Source organism: Tardiphaga sp. (assembly GCF_025356345.1).
In the GTDB taxonomy this organism is placed as follows: Bacteria; Pseudomonadota; Alphaproteobacteria; order Rhizobiales; family Xanthobacteraceae; genus Tardiphaga.
The window spans coordinates 1-24,771 of the sequence record NZ_JANXTC010000113.1; the positions used below are offsets into that span (position 1 = coordinate 1).

Below are 24,771 nucleotides of genomic sequence, written 5' to 3' on the forward strand. Positions count from 1 at the left end.
CCACATCGGCGCCGGCGCGGTGATTGGCAATGCTCTGCGCGGCAAATCGCGGATGCGCCGCGACGCGGCGGACGTCACGCAGTTCGGGCGTTCGCTTGGTATCATACAGCACGATCTTGTAGTCGGTGCCGCCTTGGATGCAGTGCGCCGCCGTCAGCACCAGGTCCGGCGCGATCAGCGCGCCGGAACAGAACGTGCCGCGCGAACCGATGATGGTGATCACCGAGCCGCCGATGCCGCTCTCGGCGGCCGGCGCGCCGCCGACCATCGCGGCAGCCGGCGAGGCCATCGCGACAAAGGCGGCGATCATTCGAAACATCAGCGGGCGTGGCGACATCATCGGTCGATGTGAGCCAGCCCGCGCGCCATCTGTCAACACAGCCAGGGGATGACACGCCATGTCCGCCATTCTGCTGCTGCCGCCGACGGCCGAGCCGCTGTCGGTCGCCGAGGCCAAAGCGTTTTTGCGCGTCACGCAGGAGGATGACGACGCGGTGATCGCCGCGCTGATCGCGGCGGCGCGCAGCCATGTCGAGGCGCTGACGTGGCGCGCGCTGCTGACCCAGAGCTGGCGCATCACGCTGGATCGCTGGCCGGCGGATGGCCGCCTGCGGTTGCGGACCGGGCCGCTGCGATCGCTGCTGGCGGCGCAAGTGGTCGATGCCGCCGGCGTGGCGCATGCCGTCGATCTGCAAAACTTTGTCGTCGATGTCGCGGCCGAGCTGATCGCCGCGCCGGGCTTCGCGCTGCCGGCGCCGGGCCGCGCGGTCGCGGGCATCGCGCTCGACGTCGAACTCGGTTTTGGCCCGCGGCCCGCCGACGTGCCCGCGCCGTTGCGGCAGGCGCTGCGGCTGCTGGTGGCGCATTGGTACGAGAACCGCGGCATCGCCGCGATCGGCGACAGCGTGGCGATGCTGCCGGCCAGCGTGGCCGCGCTGCTGGCGCCGTATCGGGGGCTGTCGCTATGACCGATCCCGGGCGGTTGAAAACGCGGCTGACGCTGCAGGCGCCGGTCGAGGCCGCCGACGGGCAGGGCGGCGTCACGCGCGATTATGTCGCGCAGCAGGTGGTGTGGGCGGCGGTGATGCCGCGGGCGGGGCGGCGCGATGTCGAGGCGGATGCCGATGGCGCGCGGGTTCGGTTGCGCATCATCATGCGCGCCGGGATCGTGCTGACGCCGCGGCACCGGCTGCTCGACGGCGCGCGGATCTACCGCATCGTGTCGTGGCGCGAGATCGACGATCGCCGCTTCATCGAGATCGAGGCGGAGGGGGTGGAATAGCAACCGGTTTCCCGGACGCGCCGCGGCACGACGTGCCGCTGCGCAGATCCGGGATCCCGGTTGTCTTCCGACGCCAGGCACCGGGGCCCCGGCTCCGCGGCGCGCCATGTCGCTGCGCGACGCAGGGCCCCGCGTCCGGGGAACGTGGTTCATTCTTGGGGGCATCTCATGCCGGCTTCCACCATCGCGCTGCGCGCCGCGATTTTTGACGCGCTGATCGCCGACACCGCGCTTGCCGCGGCGCTCGGCGGGCCACGCATCTACGATTTGGCACCGCGCGGCGCCGAATTTCCCTATGTCACGCTCGGCGAGGCGCGCATCACCGATGCCTCGGCCGATGAGGCGCCGGCGCAGGAGCACCAATTGACGCTGCACGCCTGGTCGCGGCAGGGCGGCCACCGCGAGGCGCATGTCATCACCGGCGCGCTGCTGCAGGCGCTCGACGACGCGCCGCTGGTGCTCGGGGGCCACCGGCTGGTGCAGTTGCGCTTCGCGCTGGCCGATATCCGCCGCGAGGCCGATGGCCGCACCTACCACGCGCTGGTGCGGTTTCGCGCCGTCACCGAGCCGCAACAATAGTCATCCGCCACGGAGAACAAGATGGGCGCGCAAAAGGGCAAGGACCTGCTGGTCAAGATCGACAATGGCGGCGGCTTCGTCACCGTCGCCGGGCTGCGCAGCAAGCGCATCGCCTTCAATGCCGAGATCGTCGACATCACCCACGCCGAATCCGCCGACCGCTGGCGCGAGCTGCTGGCTGGCGCCGGCGTGCGCCGCGCCGCGATTTCCGGCCGCGGCCTGTTCAAGGATTCGGCGTCGGACGCGATGGTGCGGCAGGCGTTCTTCGACGGCGCGGTGATCGCGTGCCAGTTGATCGTGCCGGATTTCGGCCGCATCGAGGGGCCGTTCCAGATCGCCAGCCTGGAATTTTCCGGCGAGTACAATGGCGAGGTCAGCTTCGACCTCGCGCTGGAGAGCGCCGGCGCGCTGATGTTTACAGCGCTGTAAGACGCCGCGGCGCCGTCAGCCCTTCGATTTGGTCACCAGCCGCCACAGCGCCACGAAGACCAGGCAGGTCGCCAGCGCCAGCAGCGCGCACAGCGTGGCGATGCCGCTGCTGACCTCGACCAACGGATAGGTGCGGCTGAAGATCACGCCATAGGCGATCGCCACCAGCGTCGCGAAAATCAGCAGGGTGGCGCCGAATTTCATGGCGGCTCAATTCCCGCCGCCGACCTGGTGCACGATGTCGGCCAGCGCCTTCTGCACCGGTCCGATCCAGTCGGCGGCGGTGAGGCTGACCTGCAACACCCTGAGCCGCAACGTGTTGATGCGCTCCTCGTCGCTGATGTCGTCGCGCTTCACCTGTTCCTTGAACGCCACCAGCAATTCGCCGAACGCCCGCTCATGGACGTCGCTGAGATCGACCAGCAGATAGGGCGGCGGCACCGGCTCGATGCGGCTGGCGGGCGAGGCGTAGGTGAAGATATACGGCCCGCGCGACAGGTCATGCCTGCACAGCGCGCGCAGCCGCTCATTGGGTGGATTGCACAGATGGTACAGCAGGCTGTTGGCCATCGGGTGGTCGTAGAAGTTTTGCGCGTGGCCGGCGGCAATCGCGTCGGTGTTGTCGGCGGCGCTGGCGCGCAGATTGGCGAAGGCGGCCAACTGCTCCGGCCGGGTCGGGATGTAGAAAATATTGATCTGCGATTTCTGGGCGCGGATTTCCTCGACGCCGCGGATCTGCCGGAACACTTCGCGCAGAAAGGCTTCGCCGCGCGTCGACCGGGTCGGCAGGATCGCATAGGAATACAGCCCATAGCCGTCGACCTCCTGGCCGGGCTCGGCCAGCGGGCTGTAGCCGGTATCGAGAATCACGCTGGCCGGTCGACGCCCGACACGCGCGCCCAGCGCGCCACCAACGGCGCCACCGATCGCCGGCCCGCCAAGCAGCCCGCCCTGCGGCGGCGCGCCGCCGCCGGCGGGATTGCCATTGATCGCCGCGCCATTGCGCAGCCCGTTGCGCTCTCTCAGCCCATTGATCTGCGGCGGGGGTGGCGGGGGCGGCAGCGTCGGGTTGAGCGAGGGCGGTGGGCGGCAGGCGGGATTGCGGATGCAATTGCCCGCGGCATCGAAGCGGCAGCTGCAATCGATCTGCGCGCCGGCCGGGGTGGTGAGCCACGGCATCACGCCCAGCCAACCCAGCATCAATAGCGCGCCGCCAAAAGCTGCACGAAACAACGATGTCATGACGCCTCGCCACGCACGACGAAAACACGATCCACCATCATAGGGTGATGTTTTCAATCGACGCAACCGGTTTCGCCATGTCGCGATATCAGCGTGGTGGCGTAACGCGCAGTTCAACCATCGAGGAGATCCCCATGCCCAACAGACATCGCGGCGAAATCGCCGCGGACATCGGCGGCCATCCGCGCACGCTGGTGCTGACGCTCGGCGCGCTGGCCGAGCTGGAAGCGGCGTTCGGCGCCGACGATCTGATGGCGCTGGCCGAGCGCTTCGGTGCCGGCCGGTTGTCGGCGCGCGACCTCACGCGGATCATCGGCGCGGGCTTGCGAGGCGCCGGCGAGGCGGTTGGCGATGACGAGGTCGCGGCGATGCGGATCAATGGCGGCGCCGCCGGCTTTGTCCGCGTCGCCGCCGAGCTGATCGAGGCGACCTTCGCCGATCGAGGGGCCGCGCGATGAAAGCGTTGACGCCGTTTCCATGGGACGAGGCGATGCGGTTCGGCTTCGGCGTGCTGCGTCTTTCGCCCGCCGCGTTCTGGGCGATGACGCCGCGTGAACTGGCACAAGCCGTGATCGCGGTGCGCGGCGGTGTGGCGACGCCGATCGGTCGCGACGCGCTGGACGATCTGATGCGGCGATTTCCCGACCTCACGCGAGGGCAACCGACATGAGTGATAGCAGCGGCGGCGAGCTGCAGGCGACCTCCGACAGGCTCGATATGATCCGGCTGAAGACGCTGGACCTGACGTCGGCGGCGACGACGTTTTCCAAAGTGATGGCGCAGGCGTTTGCGAGTTCGGTGACCGGCGGCAAGCAGTTCGAGGACGTGCTGAAATCGCTGGCGCTGAAAATGTCGGATCTGGCGCTGCGGGCGGCGTTCAAACCGATCGAGAGCGCGCTCGGCGGTGGACTCTCCAGCCTGTTCGGCGGCGCGGCTTCGTCGTCGGCCAGCGGCTCGGTCAAACCTTTCGCCGCCGGTGGCGTGATCGGGACGCCGAGCTATTTTCCGCTGCTGGAGGGCGGCACCGGCCTCGCCGGCGAGGCCGGCCCGGAAGCCATCATGCCGCTGCGGCGCGGCTCCGACGGCCGGCTCGGCGTCGCCGGCCAGGGCGGCGGCAATACGATCCACGTGCAGATCGCGACCCCGGACGTCGATAGCTTCCGCCGCTCGGAAAGCTACATCACCGGCCAGATCGCTCGCGCGGTGGCAAGGGGACAACGAAGTTTGTGAGCATGGTGTCCCGGACGCGCCGCGGCGTTCTTACGCTGCGGCGCGGAGCCGGGACCGTCCCCAGCGCGAGCGTTCGTGGCGGCCCCGGCTCTGCGAAGCAATACGTCGTATCGCATCGCGTCCGGGGCAAGGACCAGTGAGACCCACTCATGACCGATTTCCACGACATCCTGTTTCCGCTCGACATCGCCATTAAGAGCGCCGGCGGGCCGGAGCGGCGCACCGAGATCGTCGCGTTCGGCTCCGGCCGCGAGGCGCGCAATGCGCGCTGGGCGCATTCGCGGCGGCGCTATGACGCCGGCTACGGCATCAAGACGCTGGCCGCGCTGCAAAGCGTGGTGGCGTTTTTCGAGGAGCGACGCGGCCGGCTATACGGCTTTCGCTGGCGCGACCAGCTCGACCACGCCTCCGGCGCGCCGGGTCAAGCGGTGTCACCGCTCGACCAGGGCCTCGGCATCGGTGACGGCGTCATCGCGACGTTCCAGCTGGTGAAGAATTATGGCAGCGGCTTTGCGCCCTATGCGCGGCCGATTGCAAAACCGGTGGCAGATAGCGTGCGCGTCGCGGTGGGCGGCCAGGAGGTCGCGGCCAGCGCGTTCAGTTGCGATGCCGCGACCGGGATCGTCCACTTCGCCAGCGGCCATGTCCCGGCCGCGGGTGCCGCGATCACCGCCGGGTTTTCGTTCGACGTGCCGGTACGCTTCGACACCGATTATCTTGAGGTTGACCTGTCGGCCTTCGCCGCCGGCGCGATTCCGAAAATCCCGCTGGTGGAGATCCGGCCATGAGAACCATCCCCCCAGCGCTGCGGGCCAAACTCGATTCCGGCGTCACCACGCTGGCGCAGGCCTGGAAGCTGACGCGGCGCGATGGCGTGGTGGCGGGCTTCACCGACCATGATCGCGACCTGGTGATCGATGGAGTCATCTACCGCGCCGGCACCGGTTTTGGCGCGTCGGAGGCGACCTCGCGGTTCGACCTTTCGGTCGACGGCGGCGACATCGCCGGCGCGCTGGATGACGACACGCTGTGTGAGGCCGACCTCGCGGCGGGGCGTTACGACGCAGCGGAGATCGAGAGCTGGCTGGTGGACTGGAACGACGTGTCGCTGAAAGCGCTGACGGCACGCAGCACGCTTGGCGAAGTCCGCCGCGAGGGCACCGCCTTCACCGCGGAATTGCGCGGCCCTGCCGACCGGCTGTCGCAAGAGAGCGGGCGGCTCTACATCGCCAAATGCGGCGCCGATCTGGGCGATACCAGATGCCGCGCCGATCTCGGCAACCCCGCCTGGCGCGGCCGCGGCACGGTGACGGCGCTGGCCGGCACGTCGATCATGATGGCGGAGGGTCTGGGTAGTTTTGCCGACGGGCTGTTCAGCGCCGGCCGGCTCGACTGGAGTAGCGGCGGCAATGCCGGACTGGCCGTCGAAGTGAAGCAGCACCGCCTGGTGGCCGGCGAGGTCCGGCTGACGCTGTGGCAGGCGATGCCGGAGCCGATCGTGGCGGGCGAGGCCTTCATCGTCACCGTCGGCTGCGACAAGAGCTTTGCGACCTGCCGCGACCGTTTCGGCAATACCAATAATTTTCGCGGTTTTCCGCGGATCCCCGGCAATGATTTTGTCATGAGCTATCCGACGCCGGGCACCGTCGCCGATGCCGGCGGCGGCGCCTCGCTGTTCGATCCGGTGCCGAAAGAAATGGGGTAGGGCCTGGCGCCCGCGGATGCGCTGGGGCTGCCTCAGGCAGACTGGCCGGCGTCGCTCAATGGGCAGCGTTCGCTGGATTTCATGGCGCGGCTGCCGCTTCGCCGGGTGGCCGCGATCGATGTCCGTGGTTTGGACGACCGTCGCCATCATCCTGCTGCTGTTGCCGGGGGGGGCTTCTTCGTCGGCCTTGCCTCATATGAGCGATTTTCGCGTGAAATCATCCGCAATGAAGTCGTGAGCGAAGTGGCGCTGGCGACGATGGTCTCGATCGTTTTGCATTCGCTGTGTCTTGTTTTCCTGAGCGCGATGTCAGGCTTTCGGTTAAGCCCATACTACTGCCTCTTGCGGAATATGCATCTGTGCCAGCGCCGGAATTTATCCGGCGGGCTTCGTCGCAGTTGGTTTCAGCCGTGCTTTACGTCGTTGCCACGGCGACGATAGGGCTGGCGTGCGGCGCATGGCTCGCCCTCCTTGTCGTAAGAGGGGCGTGGTCGAAACCACTCTACGCCCGAGCGTGACTGCCGATGGTCTTCCCATGGCGGCGACCCCAGATGGCTAGCGAGACGGCAGCCATCCATCACGATCGATACCGCTGACGCGCGATTGTTCTCTCGCACCGGACCATCTCGCTTGCACGACCGGGCACAGCACTCCCGACGACATCCGCTGCGATACGGACATCGCCCATGACCCATGCTGTCACCCGCGAAGCCATCGTCGCCGAGGCGCGCGACTGGATCGGGACGCGCTACCGGCATCAGGCCTCGCTGAAGGGCATCGGCTGCGATTGTCTCGGGCTGGTGCGCGGGGTGTGGCGCCATTGCATCGGCGATGAGCCGGAGACGCCGCCGCCTTACGCGCCGGACTGGGCGGAAGCTTCCGGCGAGGAAGCACTGGCGCAAGCCGCGTTGCGCCATCTGGTGCCGATTGCGATTGATGAATTCAGCGCCGGCGACGTGCTGCTGTTTCGCTGGCGCGACGGCTTTGTCGCCAAGCATATGGCGATCGCCACAGGCGACGACACCATGATCCATGCCCATGACAATGCCGCGGTCTGCGAAGTCGCGCTGGCGCCGTGGTGGCGGCGACGGCTGGCCTTCGCGTTCCGATTTCCGGGAGTGGACTGATGGCCGCACTCGTTCTCTCCGCGGCTGGCGGCGCCGTTGGCGGCGTGTTAGGGCCGATCGGCGCGATCGCCGGACGGCTGGCCGGCGCGGTAGTCGGCAACATGCTCGACCATGCGCTGTTGGCCAGTGACACAACGTCGAACGGGCCGCGGCTTGCCGATCTCGACGTCATGACCTCCACCGAAGGCGCGGCGATCCCGCGCGTCTATGGCCGCGCCCGGCTCGGCGGCCAGGTGATCTGGGCAACGCAGCTCGAGGAAGTCGCCACCGACGATACCACCTCGTCCGGCGGCAAGGGCTTTGGCGGCGGCGATACCACGACCACCACCACCTACACATACTTCGCGAATTTCGCGGTCGGGCTGTGCGAGGGCGTGATCGGCCGCGTCGGCCGGGTCTGGGCCGACGGCAAGCCGCTCGATCTCGACGGCGTCAATTTTCGTGTCTATCGCGGCACCGAGGACCAGCTGCCGGACGGGCTGATCGTGGCGAAAGAGGGCAGCGGCAACGCGCCGGCCTATCGCGGGCTGGCCTATGTCGTCTTCGAACATCTGCCGCTGGCGGATTTCGGCAACCGGCTACCGCAGCTATCGTTCGAGATCATCCGGCCGATCGGGCTGCTCGAGCAGATGACGCGCGCGATAACGCTGATCCCGGGCACTACCGAATTCGGCTATGAGCCGTCGGCGGTGGTGCGGATCCTTGGCCCCGGCCAGTCCGGCGCGGAAAACCGCCATGTCGCGCATGCCCATTCCGATGTGGTGGCGGCGCTCGACGATCTGCAGGGCGTGTGCCCGAACCTGCGGCGCGTCGCCATCGTGGTGGCGTGGTTCGGCTCCGACCTGCGCGCCGGCCAGTGCATTGTACGTCCGGGTATCGACAATGCCGCCAAATCCACCAGCCCGTTCACCTGGTCGGTCGACGGTATGGATAGGCAAAGTGCTTACGTGGTGTCGCAGGTCGACGGCCGTCCGGCGTTTGGCGGCACGCCGTCGGACGCCAGCGTGACGCATCTGATCGCCGAACTGAAGGCGCGCGGGCTGAAGATCACCTTCTATCCCTTTGTGATGATGGATGTGCCCGCCGGCAACGGCCTGCCGGACCCGTGGAGCGGTGCCGGGTCGCAGCCGTCTTATCCGTGGCGCGGCCGCATCACCTGCGATCCCGCGCCAGGGCGGCCGGGCTCGCCCGATGGCAGCATGGGCGCGGCGGCGCAAATCAACAGCTTCTTCACCGGCGGCGCCTGGAACTACCGCCGCATGGTGCTGCATTATGCGCAGCTCTGTGCGGCGGCCGGCGGCGTCGATGCGTTCCTGATCGGCTCCGAGCTGAAGGCGTTGACCCGGCTGCGCTCGGCGCCCGGAATCTATCCGGCGGTTCAGGCGCTGGTGACGCTGGCCACCGAGGTGAAGGCGATCGTCGGCGGCGCGCTGGTCACCTATGGCGCGGACTGGACCGAATATGGCGCGCATGTCGTCGATTCCGACGGGTCCGAAGTACGGTTTCCTCTCGATCCGCTATGGGCCAGCCCGGCTATCGGCGCGGTCGGCATCGATTACTACGCGCCGCTGGCGGACTGGCGCGACGAGGCCGGCCATCTGGATTCCGAACGCGCCGCCTCGATCTACGACCGCGCTTTCCTGCGCGGCAACGTCTCCGCCGGCGAGGGCTATGACTGGTACTATCCCAACGCCGCCGCGCGCGACGCGCAGGACCGCGTCGCCATCACCGACGGGCTGGGAAAACCCTGGACCTTTCGCGTCAAGGACATCTGGAACTGGTGGTCGAACGATCACCATGAACGGGCCGGCCATGCCGAGATCGGCAGCCCGACCGGCTGGGTGCCGGCCAGCAAGCCGGTCTGGCTCACCGAGGTCGGCTGTCCCGCCGTCGACAAGGGCGCCAATCAGCCCAGCGTGTTCCCCGATCCGAAATCCTCGGAAAATTTTTCGCCGTATTTTTCGTCGGGCGAGCGCGACGACCTGATGCAGCGCCGCTACCTCGAGGCGCTGATCGGCGCGTTCGATCCGGCGTTCGGCGCCGATGCCGGGTATAATCCGGTGTCGCCGGTCTATGGCAACTACATGATCGACGTCTCCGCGATCCATCTGTGGACCTGGGACGCGCGGCCGTATCCGGTATTTCCCGCCGCCGACGATATCTGGAGCGATGCCGCCAACTGGCACGAAGGCCACTGGCTGAACGGCCGGCTCGGCGGCGCGCCGCTCGACGCGCTGGTCGCAAAGCTGCTGGAGGATGGCGGCGTCGACGGCGTCGACAGCGGCGCGTTGCGGGAGTCCTGCGACGGCTATGTGGTGGACCGACCGATGGCGCCGCGGGCGATGATCGAGCCGCTGGCGATGGCCTATGCCTTCAACGCCAGCGCGGCCGACGGCACGCTGCGCTTTATCCAGCGCGGCGGCGCGCCGGTGGCGGAAGTTCCGGAAGACGACTTGGTCGCCCCGGACGACGGCGCGCTGTTTCGGCTGACGCGGGCGCAGGAGACCGAACTGCCGGCGCAGGTCTCGCTCGGTTTCAGCGATGCGCTGGCGGATTACCGGCGCTCGGCCGTGACCTCGCGAAAACTGGTCGGCGGCGCCCGACGGATGCTGCAGGCCGATCTCGCCGTCGTTACCCATGACGCGGCGGCGTCGCGGCGCGCCGAAATCTGGCTGCAGGATCTGTGGGCCGGGCGCGAGAGCGCGGAGTTGTCCTTAGGGATCGAGGCGCTGGCGCTGGCGCCCGGCGACGTGATCGGCGTCACGCTGAACGGGCGGCGGCGATTGTTCGAGATCGAGGCGCTGGTCGATACCCAGTCGCGAAACGTCAGCGCGCGCGGCATCGATCCGGAAGTTTTCGCGGTGCCGCTGGCGCTGCCACGATCGCAGCGGCCGGTGATCCCCGCGGCGCTGGGGCCGGTGCGGGTGCTGGCGTTGAACCTGCCGACGCTCGATGCGTCGTCGCCGGTGATCCTGACGCGCCTCGCTGTGTTCGCCAATCCGTGGCCGGGATCGGTGGTGATCTGGCAATCGCGCGACGGCGAAAGCTTTCAGGCGACAGCGGTGGCCGCGACCCCCGCGATAATTGGTGAGACGCTGGATCCGCTGCCGGCCGGGCCGACCGCGCGCTGGGACCGCGGCAACGCCATTCGCGTGCGATTGCATGGCGGCGCGCTGAATTCGATCTCGGACGCGCGGGTGCTCGACGGCGGCAATGCTGCGGCGCTGCGGAACCCCGACGGGGCGTGGGAGATCGTGCAATTCGCGCGGGCTGAACTGGTCGAGGGCAACATCTGGCGATTGTCGCGCTGGCTGCGCGGGCAGGCCGGCTCGGAAGCGGCGATGGTCGCGGAGCTGCCGGCGGGCGCGGCGTTCGTGTTGCTCGACCAGAAGCTGGTGCCGATCGCGCGCGGGCTCGACGCGCTGGCGCGGCCGCTGCAACTGCGCATCGCGGCCAATGGTCGTCCGCATGACGATCCCAGCGCCGTCGCTCTGACGGTGACGCCGGACGATACCGCGCTGAAGCCACTGGCGCCGGTGCATGTGGCGGCGGTCCGCCGGAGCGATGGTATTCACCTGTCGTGGATTCGCCGTGGCCGCGTGGATGGCGATGGCTGGGGCATCGAGGTGCCGCTCGGCGAGGACAGCGAGGCCTACCGGCTGCAGATACTTGCTGGCGCCGCCGTGGTGCGAAGCCTCATCTGCACGACGGCGCGGGCGGTTTACACCAATGCCGACGAGATCGCCGATTTCGGCGCGCCGCAAGCGCGACTGCGTATTCGCGTGGCGCAGCTTTCCACCACCGTGGGCGCGGGATTCTCGACCGAGGTCACGCTGGCGGTTTGAGCTCGCTTACTTGTCCCGGACGCGGTGCAGCGCGCTTGCGCTGCTCCGCGGAGCCGGGACCGCCACAAACTCCAGCGTCCGTTACGGCCCAGGCTCAGCGGTGCACCACGTCGCAAGGGCGACGTATTGCAGCGCGTCCGGGGCACGAGCTTGTTCAAGATGGATAACCCTCATGACCGACACCGCAAATCTCGGACTGCCCTTCATCGAGGGCGGCCAGGCGCAGAAGCATGTCACGCACAATGAAGCACTGCGGATTCTCGATGCCGCGATCCAGATCGCGGTGCTGGATCGCACGCGGACCGCGCCGCCGCCGGGGCCCGCGGAGGGCCAGCGCCATGTGGTGGGGGCGAGCGCGACCGGTGGCTGGGCCGGGCAGGGCAATGCGATCGCGACCTGGCAGGACGGCGCCTGGGCGTTTCTGTTACCCAAGCCCGGCTGGTGCATCTGGTCGGTGGCCGATGCCATCATGCTGGTGTTCGACGGCAGCCTGTGGCGCGATCTGCGCAATCTGGCGCTCGACAATGCCGCGCATCTCGGCGTCAACACCTCGGCCGATGCCAGCAATCGCCTCAGCGTCAAATCCGACGCGGTGCTGCTGTCGCATGACGACGTCACGCCGGGCAGCGGCGATGTACGCATGGCGCTGAACAAGTCGGCACCAGCGCGGGATGCCGCGCTGACGTTCCAGTCGAACTATTCGGCGCGCGCGCTGATCGGCCTGCTCGGCGACGACAATTTCACCTTCAAGGTCTCGCCCGACGCCGTCACCTACCGCGCGGCGCTGACCATCAACAAAGCGAGCGGGCAGGCGAGTTTCGACCAGTCGCCGAAATTCTCCGCTTTTCTGAACTTCGACAAATATTGCACGGCCAACATTTTTACCAAAGTGCCGTTCAACAACGCCCGGCACAATGACCACGGCGCCTTCGACGCCGCCAACAACCAGTTCGTCGCACCGGCGGCGGGCTATTACGCGTTCGGCTTCCGCGTGACCTTCAAGGCCAATGCCACGGTGCCGACGACGCTGACGGCGGCGATCTACAGGAATGGCGTCGAGCTTCTCGACGACACGCGCGTACAGACCTCGTCGACGCTGGTCAGTAACAGAACGATGTTGCAGTCGCAGACGCTGCTCAAGCTCGCTGCCAATGATGCGATCTCGGTGTGGGTGCTGATGGAGAGCAATGACGGCTATATCGCCGCCGCGCAGAACAGTTTTTACGGCCACCGCATCGCCTGAGCGCGCTGAACCTATCGACTGTCAATCATGGAGAACGATCATGCCAGACGCCTGTTTCGGCGACGCGTTGACGCGTCTGTGGCCCAATGGCGATCAGAAGGTCCCGCGCCTTCGTGCCGGCCTCGTCGCCAGCGCGCCGGCGGTGTTCGCGAAATACAATATCAGCTCGCCTTTGGTGCTGGCGCATCTGATGGCGCAGATCAGCCACGAATGCGGTGCCGGCCGCGACGTGGTGGAAAATCTCAACTACAGCGCCGGCCGGATGATGCAGGTATGGCCGTCACGGTTTCCGACCATGGCCAGCGCCGAACCCTGGGCGCACGATCCGCGGGCGCTCGCCAACAAGGTCTATAATGGCCGGATGGGCAATCGCGACGGCTCCGACGACGGCTGGAATTTTCGCGGCCGCGGCGCCTCGCAGACCACCGGCCGTGACGGCTATCAGCGGGTCCGGCAGGCGACCGGCCTCGACGTCGTCAGCCACCCCGACTATCTCATCGACCCGCGTTATTTTCTGGAATGCGGGGTGTCCGATTTCGTCCATTGCGGATGCCTGCCCTTCGCCGAGGCCGACGACATCCTCAATGTCACGCGACGGCTGAACGGCGGCACCATCGGGCTCGCCGAACGCAAGGCCTGGCTGGCGAAGTGGAAGGCGGCGCTCGGCGACGCGCCGCTCGAACTGGCGTCGCCGCCGCTGGCGCCGGATCTGCCGACCGCAAAACCGACAACGCTCAGCACATTCATCGCCGCGCTGGTCGCGGTCTTCCGGAGGGCATGACCATGGAATGGGGTGATCTGGCCAAACAGGTGATCGCGCTGGGCGCGCCGATGCTCGGCACCGCGCTGGGCGGTCCGCTCGGCGGCGTCGCCGGCGAAATGCTCGCCAAGGCGGTGGGGTCGGTCAATCTGACGCCGGCCGCGGTGCAGGCGGCGCTGCCGGCCGCCGATCCCGGCAAATTGGCGGAGGCCGAATCGCAATGGGAGCAGATGATCCGCGCCGAGGCCGAGACCCAGCGCGCCGCGATCAGCGAGACGCAATCGACGATCCGCGCCGAGATCGTCAGCGCCGACCCGCTGCAGCGCTGGTGGCGGCCGTTCTACGCGCTGGAATTGACGGTCGAATGCGCCGCGTTGTGGGTGGTCATGATGCATGAATTCTGGACCGGCGACATCCAGACCATTTCCGCGCTGGTCAATGCCACCGCGCTATTAGTCACCTATTGGGGCTTCCGGTTCAGCGTGCTAGGCGTCTATATCAGCGGCCGCACCCGCGAAAAGCTCAGCGCCGTCACCGGGCAGGATGCGCCCGGAATGGTCGAGCGGCTGGTCAAGGCGGTGGTGAAGAAGAAGTAATGTTGGCGGTCGCCAATGTTCATTTGTCGTTCACGCGCGCAGGCCTCATCTCGGCGCGTCGAATGTGGAGATAGTCCGTGCGCCTGCTTGTCGTCGAAGATGATCCGGATCTCAACCGCCAGCTCACCACGGCGCTGACCGATGCCGGCTATGTGGTCGATCGCGCCTTCGATGGCGAGGAGGGGCACTTCCTCGGCGACAGCGAGCCCTATGACGCGGTGGTGCTCGACATCGGCCTGCCGAAGATGGACGGCATCTCGGTGCTGGAGGCCTGGCGCCGCAACAAGCGGGTGATGCCGGTGCTGATCCTCACGGCGCGGGATCGCTGGAGCGACAAGGTACAGGGCTTCGATGCCGGTGCAGACGATTACGTCGCCAAGCCGTTTCACCTCGAAGAGGTACTAGCGCGGATTCGCGCGCTGCTGCGCCGAACCGCCGGCCACGCGCAAAGCGAACTGACCTGCGGGCCGGTATCGCTCGACACCCGCACCGGCCGCGTCAGCGTCTCCGGCAATCCGATCAAGATGACATCCCACGAATATCGCCTGCTGGCCTATCTGATGCACCATACCGGCCGGGTGATCTCGCGCACCGAGCTGGTCGAGCATCTCTACGACCAGGATTTCGATCGCGACAGCAACACCATCGAGGTGTTCGTCGGCCGCATCCGCAAGAAGCTCGACGTCGACATCATCCAGACCGTCCGCGGCCTCGGCTATCTGCTGACGCCGCCGGTGGCGGGCGCCTGAGCGATGGCGCTGGAATCCGTTCAGCGCGGAGACGTTTCCCGGACGCGTCGCGGCATCCTTATGCCGCTGCGCAGATCCGGGATCCCGGTTTCTTCCTCCCGAAACCGGGGCCCCGGATCCGCGGCGCACCATGCCGCCAAAAAGCGGTCTAGTGCACCGCGTCCGGGGAACGATCTCCCAGCGTTGCACTGATGCGCGCGAGTTCGCTGGCGACGCGGCTGTTTGTGTCGGCGACCGGCTGGGTGGTGATCATCCTCGTCATCACCGGCATCATCCTGTCCTCGGTGTACCGCGGCGCCACCGAGCGCGCCTTCGACCGCAGGCTCAACCTCTATCTGCGCACGCTGGTGGCCGAGGTGGCGACGCCGCCGGACTCGCCGGACCACGAGACCCCGTCGCTGGGCGAGCCACTGTTCGAGCTGCCGCTGTCCGGCTGGTACTGGGAAATCGCGCCGGTCGACAATGACAAGGCCGAGATCCGCGCGTCGCGCTCGCTGTGGGACAAGAGGCTGCCGAAGCTTGAGGACCGGGGCGTCGAGCTGACACTGTCCGGAATTCGCCAGGGTTATGTCGACGGCCCCGAGGAGCAGCGTCTGCGTATGGTCGAGCGTCCGGTCGATCTCGGCGCCGATGGCAAATTTCGCGTCAGCGTCGCCGGCGACGCCAGTGAGATTTTTGAGGAAACCCGTACCTTCGACTATTATCTGGGCGGCACCTTCGCGGCGCTGTCGATCGTGCTGGTGCTGACCACCATCTTCCAGGTCCGGTTTGGTCTGGCGCCCTTGAAGCGCATCTCCGATTCCATCGCCGACATCCGCTCCGGCCGCGCCGAACGGCTGGAGGGCGAATTCCCGGTCGAGATCGCCCCGTTGGCGCGCGAGACCAATGCGCTGATCGATGCCAACCGCGCCATCGTCGAGCGCGCCCGTACCCATGTCGGCAATCTCGCCCATGCCATCAAGACGCCGCTGTCGGTGCTGGTCAATGAAGCCGTAATTCTTCAACAAAATGGCCGCGCCGGCGACCCGTTCGCCGCCAAGGTGCTGGAGCAGACCGAGGTGATGCGCGACCAGGTGGCGCATCATCTGGAGCGGGCGCGGATCGCGGCGCGGTTGACGGTGGTCGGTACCGTCACCGAGGTGGCGCCGGCGCTCGAGGCGCTGTGCCGGACCATGGAGAAGATCCATCGCGACCGCGACGTCGCCATCGACCTAGAGGCCGATGCCTCGGCCAGATTCCGCGGCGAGAAGCAGGATTTCGAGGAAATGGCCGGCAACCTCGTCGACAATGCCTGCAAATGGGCCGATGGCCGCGTTTTTATCGAGGTGCTGGTCGAGCGGCAGGGCGCGGCTGATCCGGCACCGATGCTGCGCATCATCGTCGATGATGACGGCCGCGGGCTGTCGGTCACCGAGCGCGGCCAGGTGTCGCGCCGCGGCCAGCGGCTCGACGAGACCAAGCCGGGTTCCGGGCTCGGGCTATCGATCGTCACCGATCTGGCGGCGCTGTATGGCGGCAGCCTGACGCTCGGCGCCGCGCCGATCGGCGGGCTACGGGCGGAGCTGGTACTGCCGGGGGTGTGAGGCGCTGCCCGGGCTGTGCACCAATCCCGTTTTACAGAGCCGTAAAAGCGCTACAGTATGGTTGTTGGCGACAGGGGCCTTCGATAGTCCTCGTGGTGGTGTTGCGGTCATTGAATCAATGGCAACGCGGGCGAAGCTGATTGCATCAGTCTTGAGCAACGCGAAGAATGTTCGCTACGCTGATGCATGCAAGATTGCAGAATGGCTCGGCTTTGTCGCCAAAGGTCAAAAAGGGGACCATAATGCGTTTGCCCGGCCAGGCGAGGTCGAACTCCTGAATTTTCAAGATCGGGGTGGTATGATCAAGCCGTACCAGGCCAGGCAATTGCAGAAGATGATCGAGAAGTACTGGTTTTCTGGCGGTAGCGATGTGGAGAGCGATGGATGACGGATGCCCAGCGATATCCGGCGCATGTCTTCTACAGCGAGGAAGATCAGGGCTTTATCGCGCTCGCCCCGGATCTGCCGGGCTGCTCGGCGTTTGGCGATACGCAAGAGCAGGCCGTTGCGGAATTGCGGGATGCGATCGACGCCTGGCAAATCGCCGCAAGGGCTGCCGGAAATCCGGTTCCTGAACCCACCACGCCTGTTTCGGTCGCGCGCAAGGTGGAAACCAATCCGATATCCTGACCGCCCCGTTCCCGCCCAATTTATCCCGTTCCTGAGCAGCAGAACCGGAGGATATCCGGCGGCCGAGGGTTGAGAGACCGACATGTTCAAGTTCCACACGATTCTGGCGGTCGCGGCGACCGTTGCGCTGGCCGGCTGCGATGTCACCGGCTCCGAGAGCGGGCCGGGCGGCGGAACCTTTACGCGGGCCTATACCAGCACCCGGTCGGCGATCGGCCTGCCCGGCGGCGATGCCGCCTCCGCGGTGACGAATGCCGCGTTCGGCGGCCTGATCGGGGCCAAGCTCGGCGCATCGCTCGACGACGAGGACCGTCGGCTGGCCTATGACGCGCAGGTCGCGGCGCTCGACCGCGGCGCCCCGGGGGCCCCGGTGCCATGGCGCAACCCGGCCTCGGGCCGCTACGGCAATATCGTGGCCGGCCCCAATTATACCCTGAAGGGCGCGGAATGCCGTGGCTTCTCCCACACCATCACGGTGGCCGGCGACCTCAAGACCGCCCGCGGCACCGCCTGCCGCAGCACGGAAGGCAGCTGGGCCGCCGCCGGCTGAGATCGTCCTCAACGGCTTCTTAACGTGCCGGCTGCTATGAAATACGGTGGTCGTTTCCGGCTCTGACCCGCCGGGAGCGCGGACTTTGGATATATGAGCAAGACATCGATCGATCGCCTCCGGGAATATCTGGCGCAGCTGCCGGCGCAGTCGCAGGCGTTGCTGATGCGCGAGTATGAGCGTGCGATTGCCAAAGGCGACGACGTCAAGGTCGCCAATTTCGTGCTGGACCAGCTGCGCGGCGTGGTGCGGGGCTCACCGGATGCGGTGCGGCCGCGGCTTGAGGATCCTACCCGGCTGGTGTTTCGGTCGCTCGAGCCGTTTCTGGTCGAAGGCGTCGGCGCGGCCCGGCCCGGCCAGATCCGGCGCGCCTCGCTGCTGCCGGTGTGGCAGTGGCTGGAGCGCGATGCGCCGGACGCCGTCCGCGATTTCGAAGCCGCGATATCCGTGTCGCCCGAGCCCAGCAGCGCCGAAGTCGAGCGCGCGGTGCGCCGGTTCCAGCAGGCCGCCGCCGAGCTGATCACCAAGGTGATGGCGCCGGGCGGGCGCGGCACCGCCCGTATCGGTCCGCCACATGCGGTGGAGGACCTGCCGGCGATCGGTGCCGTGCTGAAGGCGCGCGAGGCGCTGGAGGCCTTTGCTGGCAAGCTGCCGGGGATGATGCGGAATTTTGGCGAATCGCAGCTCGCCGCTGTCAGTTCCACGCTTAATGGCCCCGCGCTGGTGACGCCGCAGGTGCTGCCGTTCGCGTTGTCGCTGCTGATGCAGCGGCTGGCGGCGCCGTGGCAGGTGATTCGTCTGGCGGTCAAAATCGCCGCCTCCGACGACGAGATCCGCGTCGCCGCCACCCCCTATGGTGTGGCCGTGACCATCGCGCTGGCCGATCTCACCCGTGTCGCCGCCCATTTGCGGACCGATATCAAGCGCGGCAAGTTCGATGCCGTCCCCGAACATCTCCGGATCGCCCATGACGGGGTGCGCGGGCTGCGCACCGAACTCGACATGCGCAACGACTCCAACTGGGGCCGTCAGATGGCCGCGATCCGGGTCGAGGTTTCCAGCACGCTGCAGTCGGAAATCGAGAGCGTGCCGGGTCGCGTCCGCCGGCTGCTGCGGCAGCGGGCCGACAAGGACATCGCACCGACCGCGCAGATCGACCCGGTCGACGTCGACGAGACGGTGGCGCTGATCGATTTCGTCGCGGTGTGCCGCACCTATGCCAGCGAGTTGGCGATCAATGAAGTGACGCTGCGGACCTATTCCGACCTGCAGCAATATGTCGAAAAATCCACGGAATCGCTGGTGCAGTCGCTGCGTTCCGGCGATGCCCGGATCCGCGGCTATCGGCAGATGCAGGTCAAGGCGGCGATCCGCTTCTGCCAGGCGCTGTTCGGCCAGGACTACGCCGCGCTGATGAGCCGCGCCGCCGACAACGCCATGGTCGTGGTGGAACGCCAGCCGAAACAGGCGGGGTAAGCCTGTTACCGGCAGCCATCATGGCGCAACCGTGACGTCGCTCGGCGGCGCCCAGCCATGCATGTGCATCCACTCCTGGAGAACACGGGGCCAACGGTCGGATGTGAGATCCTGACGGCGCATTCCAAAGCCGTGACCCCCACGCTCGAACAGATGGAATTCGACGGGACTTCCCGCGGCCTTCCAGGACTCGACAAGACCGTAACCCTGACCGCCGAACAGCGGATCGTCGGAAGCCAGGACAAGGAACATCGGCGGGGCATCGACCGGCACGTTCACAGGTAGCATCGCAGGATAGACCGCTATAACCAAATCCGGCCGGGCGTCAGGCGGACTCTCGATGGTCACCGCGACCGCCGTCATGGCCCCGGCCGAGAAGCCGATGAAACCGACCCGGGCCGGGTCGATGTGCCATTCCGACGCGCGCGCCCGAACCAGGCGAACCGCCGCCTGGCCATCGGCGACAGCCTCTGGCGGCACGGCCAGATCGGCAGCCGTGATCTCGCCCGCCGCAAAGCGTCGCTGAAACTCGCCGATCAGCGCCTGATATTCCGCGGGCTCTGGGGGGGTGGGTTCAAGCCGATACTTCAGGACGAAAGCGGCAATACCGCGGTCGGCAAGCCAACGCGCCACTGCCAATCCCTCGTTGGTCACAGACAATGTTCGGAAGGCACCGCCGGGCGCGATCACAACGGCCGCGCCATTGCCCATGCCCGGGGCAGGTAGGACGGGTGTCAATGTGGGAACCGATACGTTGCGTACCCAAGGCTCGCCCCGGGGCGAACGCTCCCATATCTCTTGCTGGGGGCTCCGCGGTTGTTCCGCGTAAAGCGGGATGGAGCCCGCCTGGTCAGGGAGCGCCATTGCTGCCAGGAGTGAGGTCTGGCCCGGCGCGCGCGCCGGTGCTGTGGCTGCTGTTGCAGCGATGGGGGATGGCGGCAAAGGGGCTTGCATGACATTTTCTCCAGAGAGCGCTGGCAGGCGCATCGTTTCGGTAAGGCGATCGGTTACGGATAGGCGTCCGCGGCTTCGTTTGGCAGAAGCTTACAAAGGCGAGAGGTGCCGACAAATCTGAGGGCACCTCGGCCGCCCGTCCGGTCATCGGTAATTCGATGACCGGACTCAAATTCCCGGCAACGGTGCCGATTATTATGAAGCAGCAGCGAAGCTTCCCGAGCACCACCTCGCTGTGCAAACCTAGTGCATCGCCTGGAATGCGTTCCAGACCACCTTGAGATCATTGGAGACGCGCGGAAACGGATTCGGCTTCTTCTCGAGTCCAAGCAGCTTGAAAACGGCCGTCTGGGCGGTGCGGACGGAGTACTCCACCGTAAATACGACGTCGTCGGGCACTTCGACGAATTGACCGATCACACCGAAGTTGGTGGATCCCTCGGGCACCACGTGCGGCCGGTCTCCGGCCTTGCGGGCGAGAAACATGCTCGTGATGTGCGGCATCATGCAGGGTATGACGCGAGAAGCATTCCGAATTCGATCCAGATCCTCGTCCCATTTCAACTGGCGAATGGTTTCCTCAAGGATCTCGTCACCCGTGCACTGATACATCGGCTTCTTGACGTAGTCGCCGATCTTGTCGGTGTAGAGACCGTATCCCCACCAGACAAAAACATCGTCCGGCTGGTCGATATAGTGGGGCTGGGAGTTAAGGCTCAGGGTGATCAGCCAGCTCGAGTCCTTCAGCGTCACCATCCCGTTGCGGCCGGTCAAGTTGCCGGTGAATTTCTCCATCCGATCGAAGAAGTGAGGATCGCGGGTGGTCACGGTGAACGACTCCCAGTTCGCATGGTCGATGTTTCCGGAAAACACCGACGGACGACCCAGTCTTTCTCGCCCTTCGGCAATGGTCTCCCACAAAGCGAAGGCGCCGCTCGACTGAGTTCGCTTTACTTGCGGAGCCGTGGTGTTCGAGCCGAGCGATGAATCCGCGACCATCGACCCGATGGTCGCGATCACGATGTCCTGAGGTGCGACTTCAACTATGACATCCTGCCCGTCCCGGATCATCATGATTCGGCTGGCGGTGAAGACCTCGGGCACGATGCCCAGGTCGATATCGACGACGCGGGTTCTGGAAACGAACTGAACGCCCTGACTGACGAGCCAGTTCTTCAGGGGCCGGATGATCGTATCGTATTGATTGTACTTCGTACGAAAGATCCCGGCCTGGGTTGGCATCGACGGGAACATGTGCAGAAAACGCAGCATGTAGCGGCGCATTTCGATGGCGCTGTGCCACGGCTCGAAACCGAAGGTCGACTGCCAGATGTACCAGAAATTCGTCTCGAAGAAGTGTCCGGTGAAAACGTCGTTTATTCTCTTGTCGTTGTAGAAACTTTCCGGCGTGGAAGTCAGAGCGATCATGTCGAGGCGGTCGCGCTCATTGAATCCAAGTTCGCGGAAATTCGTGATCTTTCCGTCACGGTCCACCAGCCTGGCCTTGTTGTTCCAGTGGAAAGCCTCGGCATATTCCAGGATATCCTGCTTGATCGACTTCTTCGGGTCGTCGATGGAAGGTATGAAAGACAGCAGGTCGAACATGCAAACGTAGTTGGGTTCGAACATGCGCTCGCCACGATTGACGTAGCCTTTTTCGGCCATGCTGATACCATCCAGACATCCGCCGAAGACTTCGCCTTCCTCGTAGATGTTGATATTCGGACCCAGCAGGCCTCCGTCCCGGATGAGGTAGGCCGCGGCGGCCATGGCCGCGATTCCGCCGCCTACCAAATGAGCCTTGCGTTGACGGGTCTCGGCAGTTTCGCGGTGGTTTCCAGGAATATTCATAGTCGTTCTCCATCGGGTTTGCAGGGAATGAAGGGGGCGGCCCGCTGCGAAACTTTCGCGTTGCAGTCGAATGCACGCCCGTCGCTCGATGAGGAGATACACCGTCGGTCACCCGGTGGTGGAGTAAGCTGAGCCCGCGCTAACAGTGAGATGCATGCTGCCCAGCGCTGCCGTTACTGATACAGCCCCAGGGCTGGCGCCACCTCGGTCAACGCCTATCCGGCATCAAGTGAGCGGTGACGTGCCAGAACCACGGGCACCGACACGGCGCCAGGCCAGGATTCGCGGTAGAATTTATTCGGCGGCCGGTTCGCGGATAGATTCACGCAGGTTGCGAGCTCAGGGCTGAGCCGCGGCGGGCTAACAGTTAGCGCGCCCCCGCTCACTGCATGGCCAGTTTGGTTGCGCTTATGGTGGTACGCGACAAGGTGGACGTACCAGAATTGTCCCCGGGAAATTCAGTTTCGGAAGTCGCGGTCCTCACATGACGGTTGGTCGCCCGGCCGGCTGCCCGCCGACTGGAAAGATCAGCGCGCGCGATGGACACCACTTACTTCTCTGCTCTGATCGCGCTCGCAGGCGCCACACTCGGTGGCCTCACGACAGTCGCGACCACATGGGTCACCCAGCATGTTCTGCTTCATCGACAAACCTTTGAGAAGACCCGGGCGAGCCGTGAAAAGCTGTACGTGGCCTTCATGGAAGAGACGGCTCGCCTCTTCGCTGATGCCCTGGGTCACCAGCGGGACGATGTAAATGATTTGGTGCGGTTGTATGTGCTGGTCGCCCGTATGCGCCTGGTCGCGACGCCAAGCGTAATCGTAGCCGCAGAAACAGTCGTTCGTCGGGTCATCGACGCATATCAGGCCCCAAACCGCTCCTTGCACGAACTTCGGCTGTTCGCGGATGAGGGAGGAATGGATCCCTTACTGTCATTCAGCGAACTGTGTCGATACGAAATACAAAACCTTTGAGCGTTCTGAGATCCTGGACCGTCATCAAGCCGAAATCATCCCAAGGAATAAGTGGTAGACGGTCCGATGGCGACTAACTTTGTGGTCGTCAGAACCATGGAGTCTGCTAATCTGAAGCGACGGCTTTTTTGTCCGCCGCCCTTTTTCACGATAAGGGTCTGGACGTCGTTCGCCAGCGAAGCGGGGGCAAGGGGATAGTTTAGATGAACAAGCCGGTGTCCCGAGAAGAAGGAGCCAGCCCGAGGCCGAGCGGGCTTGGACCCGGCGATATATTGCTGCAGGTCGAGCGCCTCAAAAACAGCCAGCTCTTTTGTTCATCCGAGAAGCTGTCGCACCTCCTTGGTTTCATTGTGGAACAAACAATCAAAGATCACGCGCACTCTTTGAAGGAGAGTGTGATCGGAAACACGATATACTCTCGCAGCCCGCCTTATGATCCCCGTATAGATTCGACTGTCAGGGTAGAAGCGCGTCGCCTGCGCCGAAAATTGGAGGAATATTACGCTGGCGAGGGGTCTAACGACCCGATCAGGATCAGTCTGCCCACGGGAGGATACACGCCCACCTTTGCGCTCAGAGGCGCCGCGCCGTTCTTGAATACGGTGGAAACGAGCGCGTCCAACATATTCCGAGAAGGCCCGGGTGCCGCGGTCGCCGTGATGCCTTTCAGAGCTTTGTCGGGCGATCCCGATGATGAGCGGATCGCCGCCGACATCACGGAATTGGTACTCTTCTCGCTCGCCGATGAGCAGGGCTACCGCGTGATATCGCAGCGACTTGCGCTCTACCATTGGCAGGCGGGGACGCCACCGGACGTCCTTGCCACGGAATTGGGTGTCGTCGGTGTCCTTGAAGGAACCGTTCGGACCGACCGCGATATGATCCGGCTGTCCATCGAGCTTTCAAACGAGAATGGCTTCGTCGCATTCTCGGACCGGATCGAGGCTTCCACGACAGATAGAAATCAAGCGGTTCAGAGGATCGCTGCGACCATCGTCAGCCGCGTCAGATTCGACAGTTCCAAAATTCGCGCGATGCAGTTGAGCCCTGGCCCGAACGCGGTCGACTCGCACGCCAAAGTCTACCGGGCCCGTCAACTTCTCGATCGCCAAACACCCGCCGCCATCCAGGAAGCGCTTCGGCTGTTTTCGCAGGTCAGCCGCGAGGCGCCGGACTACGCCCGGGGATATTCCGGCATCGCAGACAGCCAGTGCGACCTTTTTCGACTTGGAGTACGTAGTCGTCTGGCCGCGCTGACGATTGCGAAGCCTGCCGCACTCAGGGCGCTGGAGATTGATCCGGAGTCGGCCGAGGCGCATGCCGCTCTCGCCACGGTTCACGCCTGGCTCGAGCGTGATCGCTCGGCGGCGGAGGCCATGTACAAAACTGCCATGAGGCTCGGCAATCATGCGAGGACATTTCGCGTGTTCGGCGTCTTTCTCACGCTTGGCGGCCGCCACAAGGATGCCGAAGCGGCGTTCCGGCAGGCGCGCGAGATCGAGCCACTGTCGATCCAGTTACAGATCGCAGAAGCGATAGTGAACTATCAGGCACGCCAGTTTCAGGCATTCCCTGGTCCCGAGCAGGGTTTAAGTCCCCCGTCCGAGGCGCTCTGCTACACCGCCTTGGGGCGGGTATTCGGTGGAGATCCGGAAGGTGCTCGCGCGTTGATCCCTGTGATCGAGCAAAGCCCCGCCCGGCAACCTGATTTGCTGTTTGCCGCCGCGGAGATTGCAGCCTGGCTCGGCGATACCGCGCGCGCCCTCCGGATCGATGCCTCCGAACTTAGCAATGCGAGTTTTTATGGCCAAGCTACGTTGTGGGCATCCTTGGGCGAGGGTGCCAAATCAATCGCAGTCATAGAAGTCGCAATCGAAGATCCGGAGTTGTCGACCGCATGGCTGAAGACAGGCATTCGATCTGATCGAATCAGAGCAAGCGCCGGCTTCAACTCTGCCGTCGAAAC

The 24,771-nt window shown here is 65.5% G+C and carries 28 protein-coding genes; 23 read left to right on the top strand and 5 right to left on the bottom strand.

What is annotated here, in order from left to right:
• Positions 1-337: trypsin-like serine protease (locus Q0S16_RS06400; protein ID WP_295846179.1), on the bottom strand; the 337-nt coding region annotated here is incomplete at its 3' end.
• 61 nt (positions 338-398) lie between these two features.
• Between Q0S16_RS06400 and Q0S16_RS06405 the strand changes: the two genes are divergently transcribed.
• From Q0S16_RS06405 to Q0S16_RS06420, 4 genes are all read left to right on the top strand, one after another.
• A complete protein-coding gene (locus Q0S16_RS06405) occupies positions 399-968 on the top strand; it encodes a head-tail connector protein (protein WP_295846180.1) in 570 nt (189 codons plus the stop codon).
• Complete coding sequence (locus Q0S16_RS06410) at positions 965-1,282, top strand: head-tail adaptor protein (RefSeq protein WP_295846182.1); 318 nt, start codon at positions 965-967, stop codon at positions 1,280-1,282. Before Q0S16_RS06405 ends, Q0S16_RS06410 begins: the two co-directional genes overlap by 4 nt.
• A 168-nt stretch (positions 1,283-1,450) precedes the next feature.
• Positions 1,451-1,861 carry a DUF3168 domain-containing protein gene (locus Q0S16_RS06415; RefSeq protein ID WP_295846183.1) on the top strand — a complete coding sequence of 137 codons (411 nt, stop codon included), beginning with the start codon at positions 1,451-1,453 and terminating at the stop codon, positions 1,859-1,861.
• Positions 1,862-1,882: 21 nt separating this feature from the next.
• Complete coding sequence (locus Q0S16_RS06420; RefSeq protein ID WP_295846185.1) at positions 1,883-2,290, top strand: phage major tail protein, TP901-1 family; 408 nt, start codon at positions 1,883-1,885, stop codon at positions 2,288-2,290.
• A gap of 15 nt (positions 2,291-2,305) precedes the next feature.
• Here the strand turns inward: Q0S16_RS06420 and Q0S16_RS06425 are convergent, their stop codons facing one another.
• Both Q0S16_RS06425 and Q0S16_RS06430 read right to left on the bottom strand, forming a co-directional pair.
• Positions 2,306-2,494, bottom strand: a complete 189-nt coding sequence (locus Q0S16_RS06425) for a hypothetical protein (RefSeq protein WP_295846186.1) — start codon at positions 2,492-2,494, stop codon at positions 2,306-2,308.
• A gap of 6 nt (positions 2,495-2,500) precedes the next feature.
• Positions 2,501-3,532, bottom strand: coding sequence for a hypothetical protein (locus Q0S16_RS06430; RefSeq protein ID WP_295846187.1), 1,032 nt, complete (start codon positions 3,530-3,532; stop codon positions 2,501-2,503).
• A 134-nt stretch (positions 3,533-3,666) separates the two neighbouring features.
• Between Q0S16_RS06430 and Q0S16_RS06435 the strand changes: the two genes are divergently transcribed.
• The 17 genes from Q0S16_RS06435 (at position 3,667) to Q0S16_RS06515 (ending at position 19,026) form a co-directional block, all read left to right on the top strand.
• Entirely contained in the window at positions 3,667-3,990 is a 324-nt protein-coding gene (locus Q0S16_RS06435) for a gene transfer agent family protein (protein ID WP_295846188.1), read from the top strand.
• 5 nt (positions 3,991-3,995) lie between these two features.
• Positions 3,996-4,202, top strand: coding sequence for a rcc01693 family protein (locus tag Q0S16_RS06440; protein WP_295846212.1), 207 nt, complete (start codon positions 3,996-3,998; stop codon positions 4,200-4,202).
• On the top strand, positions 4,199-4,762 hold the full coding sequence (locus Q0S16_RS06445) for a phage tail tape measure protein (RefSeq protein ID WP_295846189.1): 564 nt from the start codon (positions 4,199-4,201) through the stop codon (positions 4,760-4,762). Before Q0S16_RS06440 ends, Q0S16_RS06445 begins: the two co-directional genes overlap by 4 nt.
• A 149-nt stretch (positions 4,763-4,911) precedes the next feature.
• On the top strand, positions 4,912-5,550 hold the full coding sequence (locus tag Q0S16_RS06450) for a DUF2460 domain-containing protein (RefSeq protein ID WP_295846190.1): 639 nt from the start codon (positions 4,912-4,914) through the stop codon (positions 5,548-5,550).
• Entirely contained in the window at positions 5,547-6,467 is a 921-nt protein-coding gene (locus Q0S16_RS06455; RefSeq protein WP_295846191.1) for a DUF2163 domain-containing protein, read from the top strand. The genes Q0S16_RS06450 and Q0S16_RS06455 overlap by 4 nt, the downstream gene beginning before the upstream one ends.
• A gap of 81 nt (positions 6,468-6,548) precedes the next feature.
• Entirely contained in the window at positions 6,549-6,908 is a 360-nt protein-coding gene (locus Q0S16_RS06460; RefSeq protein WP_295846192.1) for a hypothetical protein, read from the top strand.
• Positions 6,909-7,153: 245 nt separating this feature from the next.
• Positions 7,154-7,594, top strand: coding sequence for an NlpC/P60 family protein (locus tag Q0S16_RS06465; RefSeq protein WP_295846194.1), 441 nt, complete (start codon positions 7,154-7,156; stop codon positions 7,592-7,594).
• The gene (locus Q0S16_RS06470) at positions 7,594-11,439 is read left to right on the top strand and encodes a glycoside hydrolase/phage tail family protein (protein ID WP_295846195.1); all 3,846 of its coding nucleotides are present in this window, start codon (positions 7,594-7,596) and stop codon (positions 11,437-11,439) included. The genes Q0S16_RS06465 and Q0S16_RS06470 overlap by 1 nt, the downstream gene beginning before the upstream one ends.
• Before the next feature lie 172 nt (positions 11,440-11,611).
• Positions 11,612-12,682: a DUF2793 domain-containing protein gene (locus Q0S16_RS06475; protein ID WP_295846196.1), complete on the top strand. Its 1,071-nt coding sequence runs from the start codon at positions 11,612-11,614 to the stop codon at positions 12,680-12,682.
• Positions 12,683-12,722: 40 nt separating this feature from the next.
• Positions 12,723-13,463, top strand: coding sequence for a glycoside hydrolase family 19 protein (locus Q0S16_RS06480; protein WP_295846197.1), 741 nt, complete (start codon positions 12,723-12,725; stop codon positions 13,461-13,463).
• Positions 13,464-13,465: 2 nt separating this feature from the next.
• Positions 13,466-14,038 carry a 3TM-type holin gene (locus Q0S16_RS06485; RefSeq protein ID WP_295846198.1) on the top strand — a complete coding sequence of 191 codons (573 nt, stop codon included), beginning with the start codon at positions 13,466-13,468 and terminating at the stop codon, positions 14,036-14,038.
• A 77-nt stretch (positions 14,039-14,115) separates the two neighbouring features.
• On the top strand, positions 14,116-14,787 hold the full coding sequence (locus tag Q0S16_RS06490) for a response regulator transcription factor (protein WP_295846199.1): 672 nt from the start codon (positions 14,116-14,118) through the stop codon (positions 14,785-14,787).
• A 191-nt stretch (positions 14,788-14,978) separates the two neighbouring features.
• Positions 14,979-16,370, top strand: coding sequence for a sensor histidine kinase (locus Q0S16_RS06495; RefSeq protein ID WP_295846200.1), 1,392 nt, complete (start codon positions 14,979-14,981; stop codon positions 16,368-16,370).
• 64 nt (positions 16,371-16,434) lie between these two features.
• Positions 16,435-16,758, top strand: a complete 324-nt coding sequence (locus Q0S16_RS06500; protein ID WP_295846201.1) for a hypothetical protein — start codon at positions 16,435-16,437, stop codon at positions 16,756-16,758.
• Positions 16,755-17,000 carry a type II toxin-antitoxin system HicB family antitoxin gene (locus tag Q0S16_RS06505; RefSeq protein WP_295846202.1) on the top strand — a complete coding sequence of 82 codons (246 nt, stop codon included), beginning with the start codon at positions 16,755-16,757 and terminating at the stop codon, positions 16,998-17,000. The genes Q0S16_RS06500 and Q0S16_RS06505 overlap by 4 nt, the downstream gene beginning before the upstream one ends.
• An 82-nt stretch (positions 17,001-17,082) precedes the next feature.
• Complete coding sequence (locus Q0S16_RS06510; protein WP_295846203.1) at positions 17,083-17,550, top strand: RT0821/Lpp0805 family surface protein; 468 nt, start codon at positions 17,083-17,085, stop codon at positions 17,548-17,550.
• Between the two features lie 93 nt (positions 17,551-17,643).
• Positions 17,644-19,026, top strand: a complete 1,383-nt coding sequence (locus Q0S16_RS06515; protein WP_295846206.1) for a hypothetical protein — start codon at positions 17,644-17,646, stop codon at positions 19,024-19,026.
• Between the two features lie 18 nt (positions 19,027-19,044).
• On the opposite strand, the gene Q0S16_RS06520 is transcribed toward Q0S16_RS06515, so the two are convergent.
• Complete coding sequence (locus Q0S16_RS06520; protein WP_295846207.1) at positions 19,045-19,737, bottom strand: alpha/beta hydrolase; 693 nt, start codon at positions 19,735-19,737, stop codon at positions 19,045-19,047.
• A 486-nt stretch (positions 19,738-20,223) separates the two neighbouring features.
• Positions 20,224-21,831: an oleate hydratase gene (locus Q0S16_RS06525; protein WP_295846208.1), complete on the bottom strand. Its 1,608-nt coding sequence runs from the start codon at positions 21,829-21,831 to the stop codon at positions 20,224-20,226.
• Between the two features lie 539 nt (positions 21,832-22,370).
• Between Q0S16_RS06525 and Q0S16_RS06530 the strand changes: the two genes are divergently transcribed.
• Complete coding sequence (locus Q0S16_RS06530) at positions 22,371-22,805, top strand: hypothetical protein (RefSeq protein ID WP_295846209.1); 435 nt, start codon at positions 22,371-22,373, stop codon at positions 22,803-22,805.
• Positions 22,806-23,008: 203 nt separating this feature from the next.
• Positions 23,009-24,771: hypothetical protein (locus Q0S16_RS06535; RefSeq protein ID WP_295846210.1), on the top strand; the 1,763-nt coding region annotated here is incomplete at its 3' end.

Excerpts from the sequence above, each read along its gene's own strand:
- Q0S16_RS06420 (WP_295846185.1), top strand. The coding sequence starts at position 1,883 with ATGGGCGCGCAAAAGGGCAAGGACCTGCTGGTCAAGATCGACAATGGC.
- Q0S16_RS06475 (WP_295846196.1), top strand. The coding sequence starts at position 11,612 with ATGACCGACACCGCAAATCTCGGACTGCCCTTCATCGAGGGCGGCCAG.
- Q0S16_RS06530 (WP_295846209.1), top strand. The coding sequence starts at position 22,371 with ATGGACACCACTTACTTCTCTGCTCTGATCGCGCTCGCAGGCGCCACA.
- Q0S16_RS06485 (WP_295846198.1), top strand. The coding sequence starts at position 13,466 with ATGGAATGGGGTGATCTGGCCAAACAGGTGATCGCGCTGGGCGCGCCG.
- Q0S16_RS06465 (WP_295846194.1), top strand. The coding sequence starts at position 7,154 with ATGACCCATGCTGTCACCCGCGAAGCCATCGTCGCCGAGGCGCGCGAC.
- Q0S16_RS06510 (WP_295846203.1), top strand. The coding sequence starts at position 17,083 with ATGTTCAAGTTCCACACGATTCTGGCGGTCGCGGCGACCGTTGCGCTG.
- Q0S16_RS06445 (WP_295846189.1), top strand. The coding sequence starts at position 4,199 with ATGAGTGATAGCAGCGGCGGCGAGCTGCAGGCGACCTCCGACAGGCTC.
- Q0S16_RS06480 (WP_295846197.1), top strand. The coding sequence starts at position 12,723 with ATGCCAGACGCCTGTTTCGGCGACGCGTTGACGCGTCTGTGGCCCAAT.
- Q0S16_RS06405 (WP_295846180.1), top strand. The coding sequence starts at position 399 with ATGTCCGCCATTCTGCTGCTGCCGCCGACGGCCGAGCCGCTGTCGGTC.
- Q0S16_RS06415 (WP_295846183.1), top strand. The coding sequence starts at position 1,451 with ATGCCGGCTTCCACCATCGCGCTGCGCGCCGCGATTTTTGACGCGCTG.
- Q0S16_RS06410 (WP_295846182.1), top strand. The coding sequence starts at position 965 with ATGACCGATCCCGGGCGGTTGAAAACGCGGCTGACGCTGCAGGCGCCG.
- Q0S16_RS06470 (WP_295846195.1), top strand. The coding sequence starts at position 7,594 with ATGGCCGCACTCGTTCTCTCCGCGGCTGGCGGCGCCGTTGGCGGCGTG.
- Q0S16_RS06505 (WP_295846202.1), top strand. The coding sequence starts at position 16,755 with ATGACGGATGCCCAGCGATATCCGGCGCATGTCTTCTACAGCGAGGAA.
- Q0S16_RS06430 (WP_295846187.1), bottom strand. The coding sequence starts at position 3,532 with ATGACATCGTTGTTTCGTGCAGCTTTTGGCGGCGCGCTATTGATGCTG.
- Q0S16_RS06520 (WP_295846207.1), bottom strand. The coding sequence starts at position 19,737 with ATGGGCAATGGCGCGGCCGTTGTGATCGCGCCCGGCGGTGCCTTCCGA.
- Q0S16_RS06515 (WP_295846206.1), top strand. The coding sequence starts at position 17,644 with ATGAGCAAGACATCGATCGATCGCCTCCGGGAATATCTGGCGCAGCTG.
- Q0S16_RS06460 (WP_295846192.1), top strand. The coding sequence starts at position 6,549 with ATGGCGCGGCTGCCGCTTCGCCGGGTGGCCGCGATCGATGTCCGTGGT.
- Q0S16_RS06450 (WP_295846190.1), top strand. The coding sequence starts at position 4,912 with ATGACCGATTTCCACGACATCCTGTTTCCGCTCGACATCGCCATTAAG.
- Q0S16_RS06495 (WP_295846200.1), top strand. The coding sequence starts at position 14,979 with ATGCGCGCGAGTTCGCTGGCGACGCGGCTGTTTGTGTCGGCGACCGGC.
- Q0S16_RS06525 (WP_295846208.1), bottom strand. The coding sequence starts at position 21,831 with ATGAATATTCCTGGAAACCACCGCGAAACTGCCGAGACCCGTCAACGC.
- Q0S16_RS06435 (WP_295846188.1), top strand. The coding sequence starts at position 3,667 with ATGCCCAACAGACATCGCGGCGAAATCGCCGCGGACATCGGCGGCCAT.
- Q0S16_RS06455 (WP_295846191.1), top strand. The coding sequence starts at position 5,547 with ATGAGAACCATCCCCCCAGCGCTGCGGGCCAAACTCGATTCCGGCGTC.
- Q0S16_RS06425 (WP_295846186.1), bottom strand. The coding sequence starts at position 2,494 with ATGAAATTCGGCGCCACCCTGCTGATTTTCGCGACGCTGGTGGCGATC.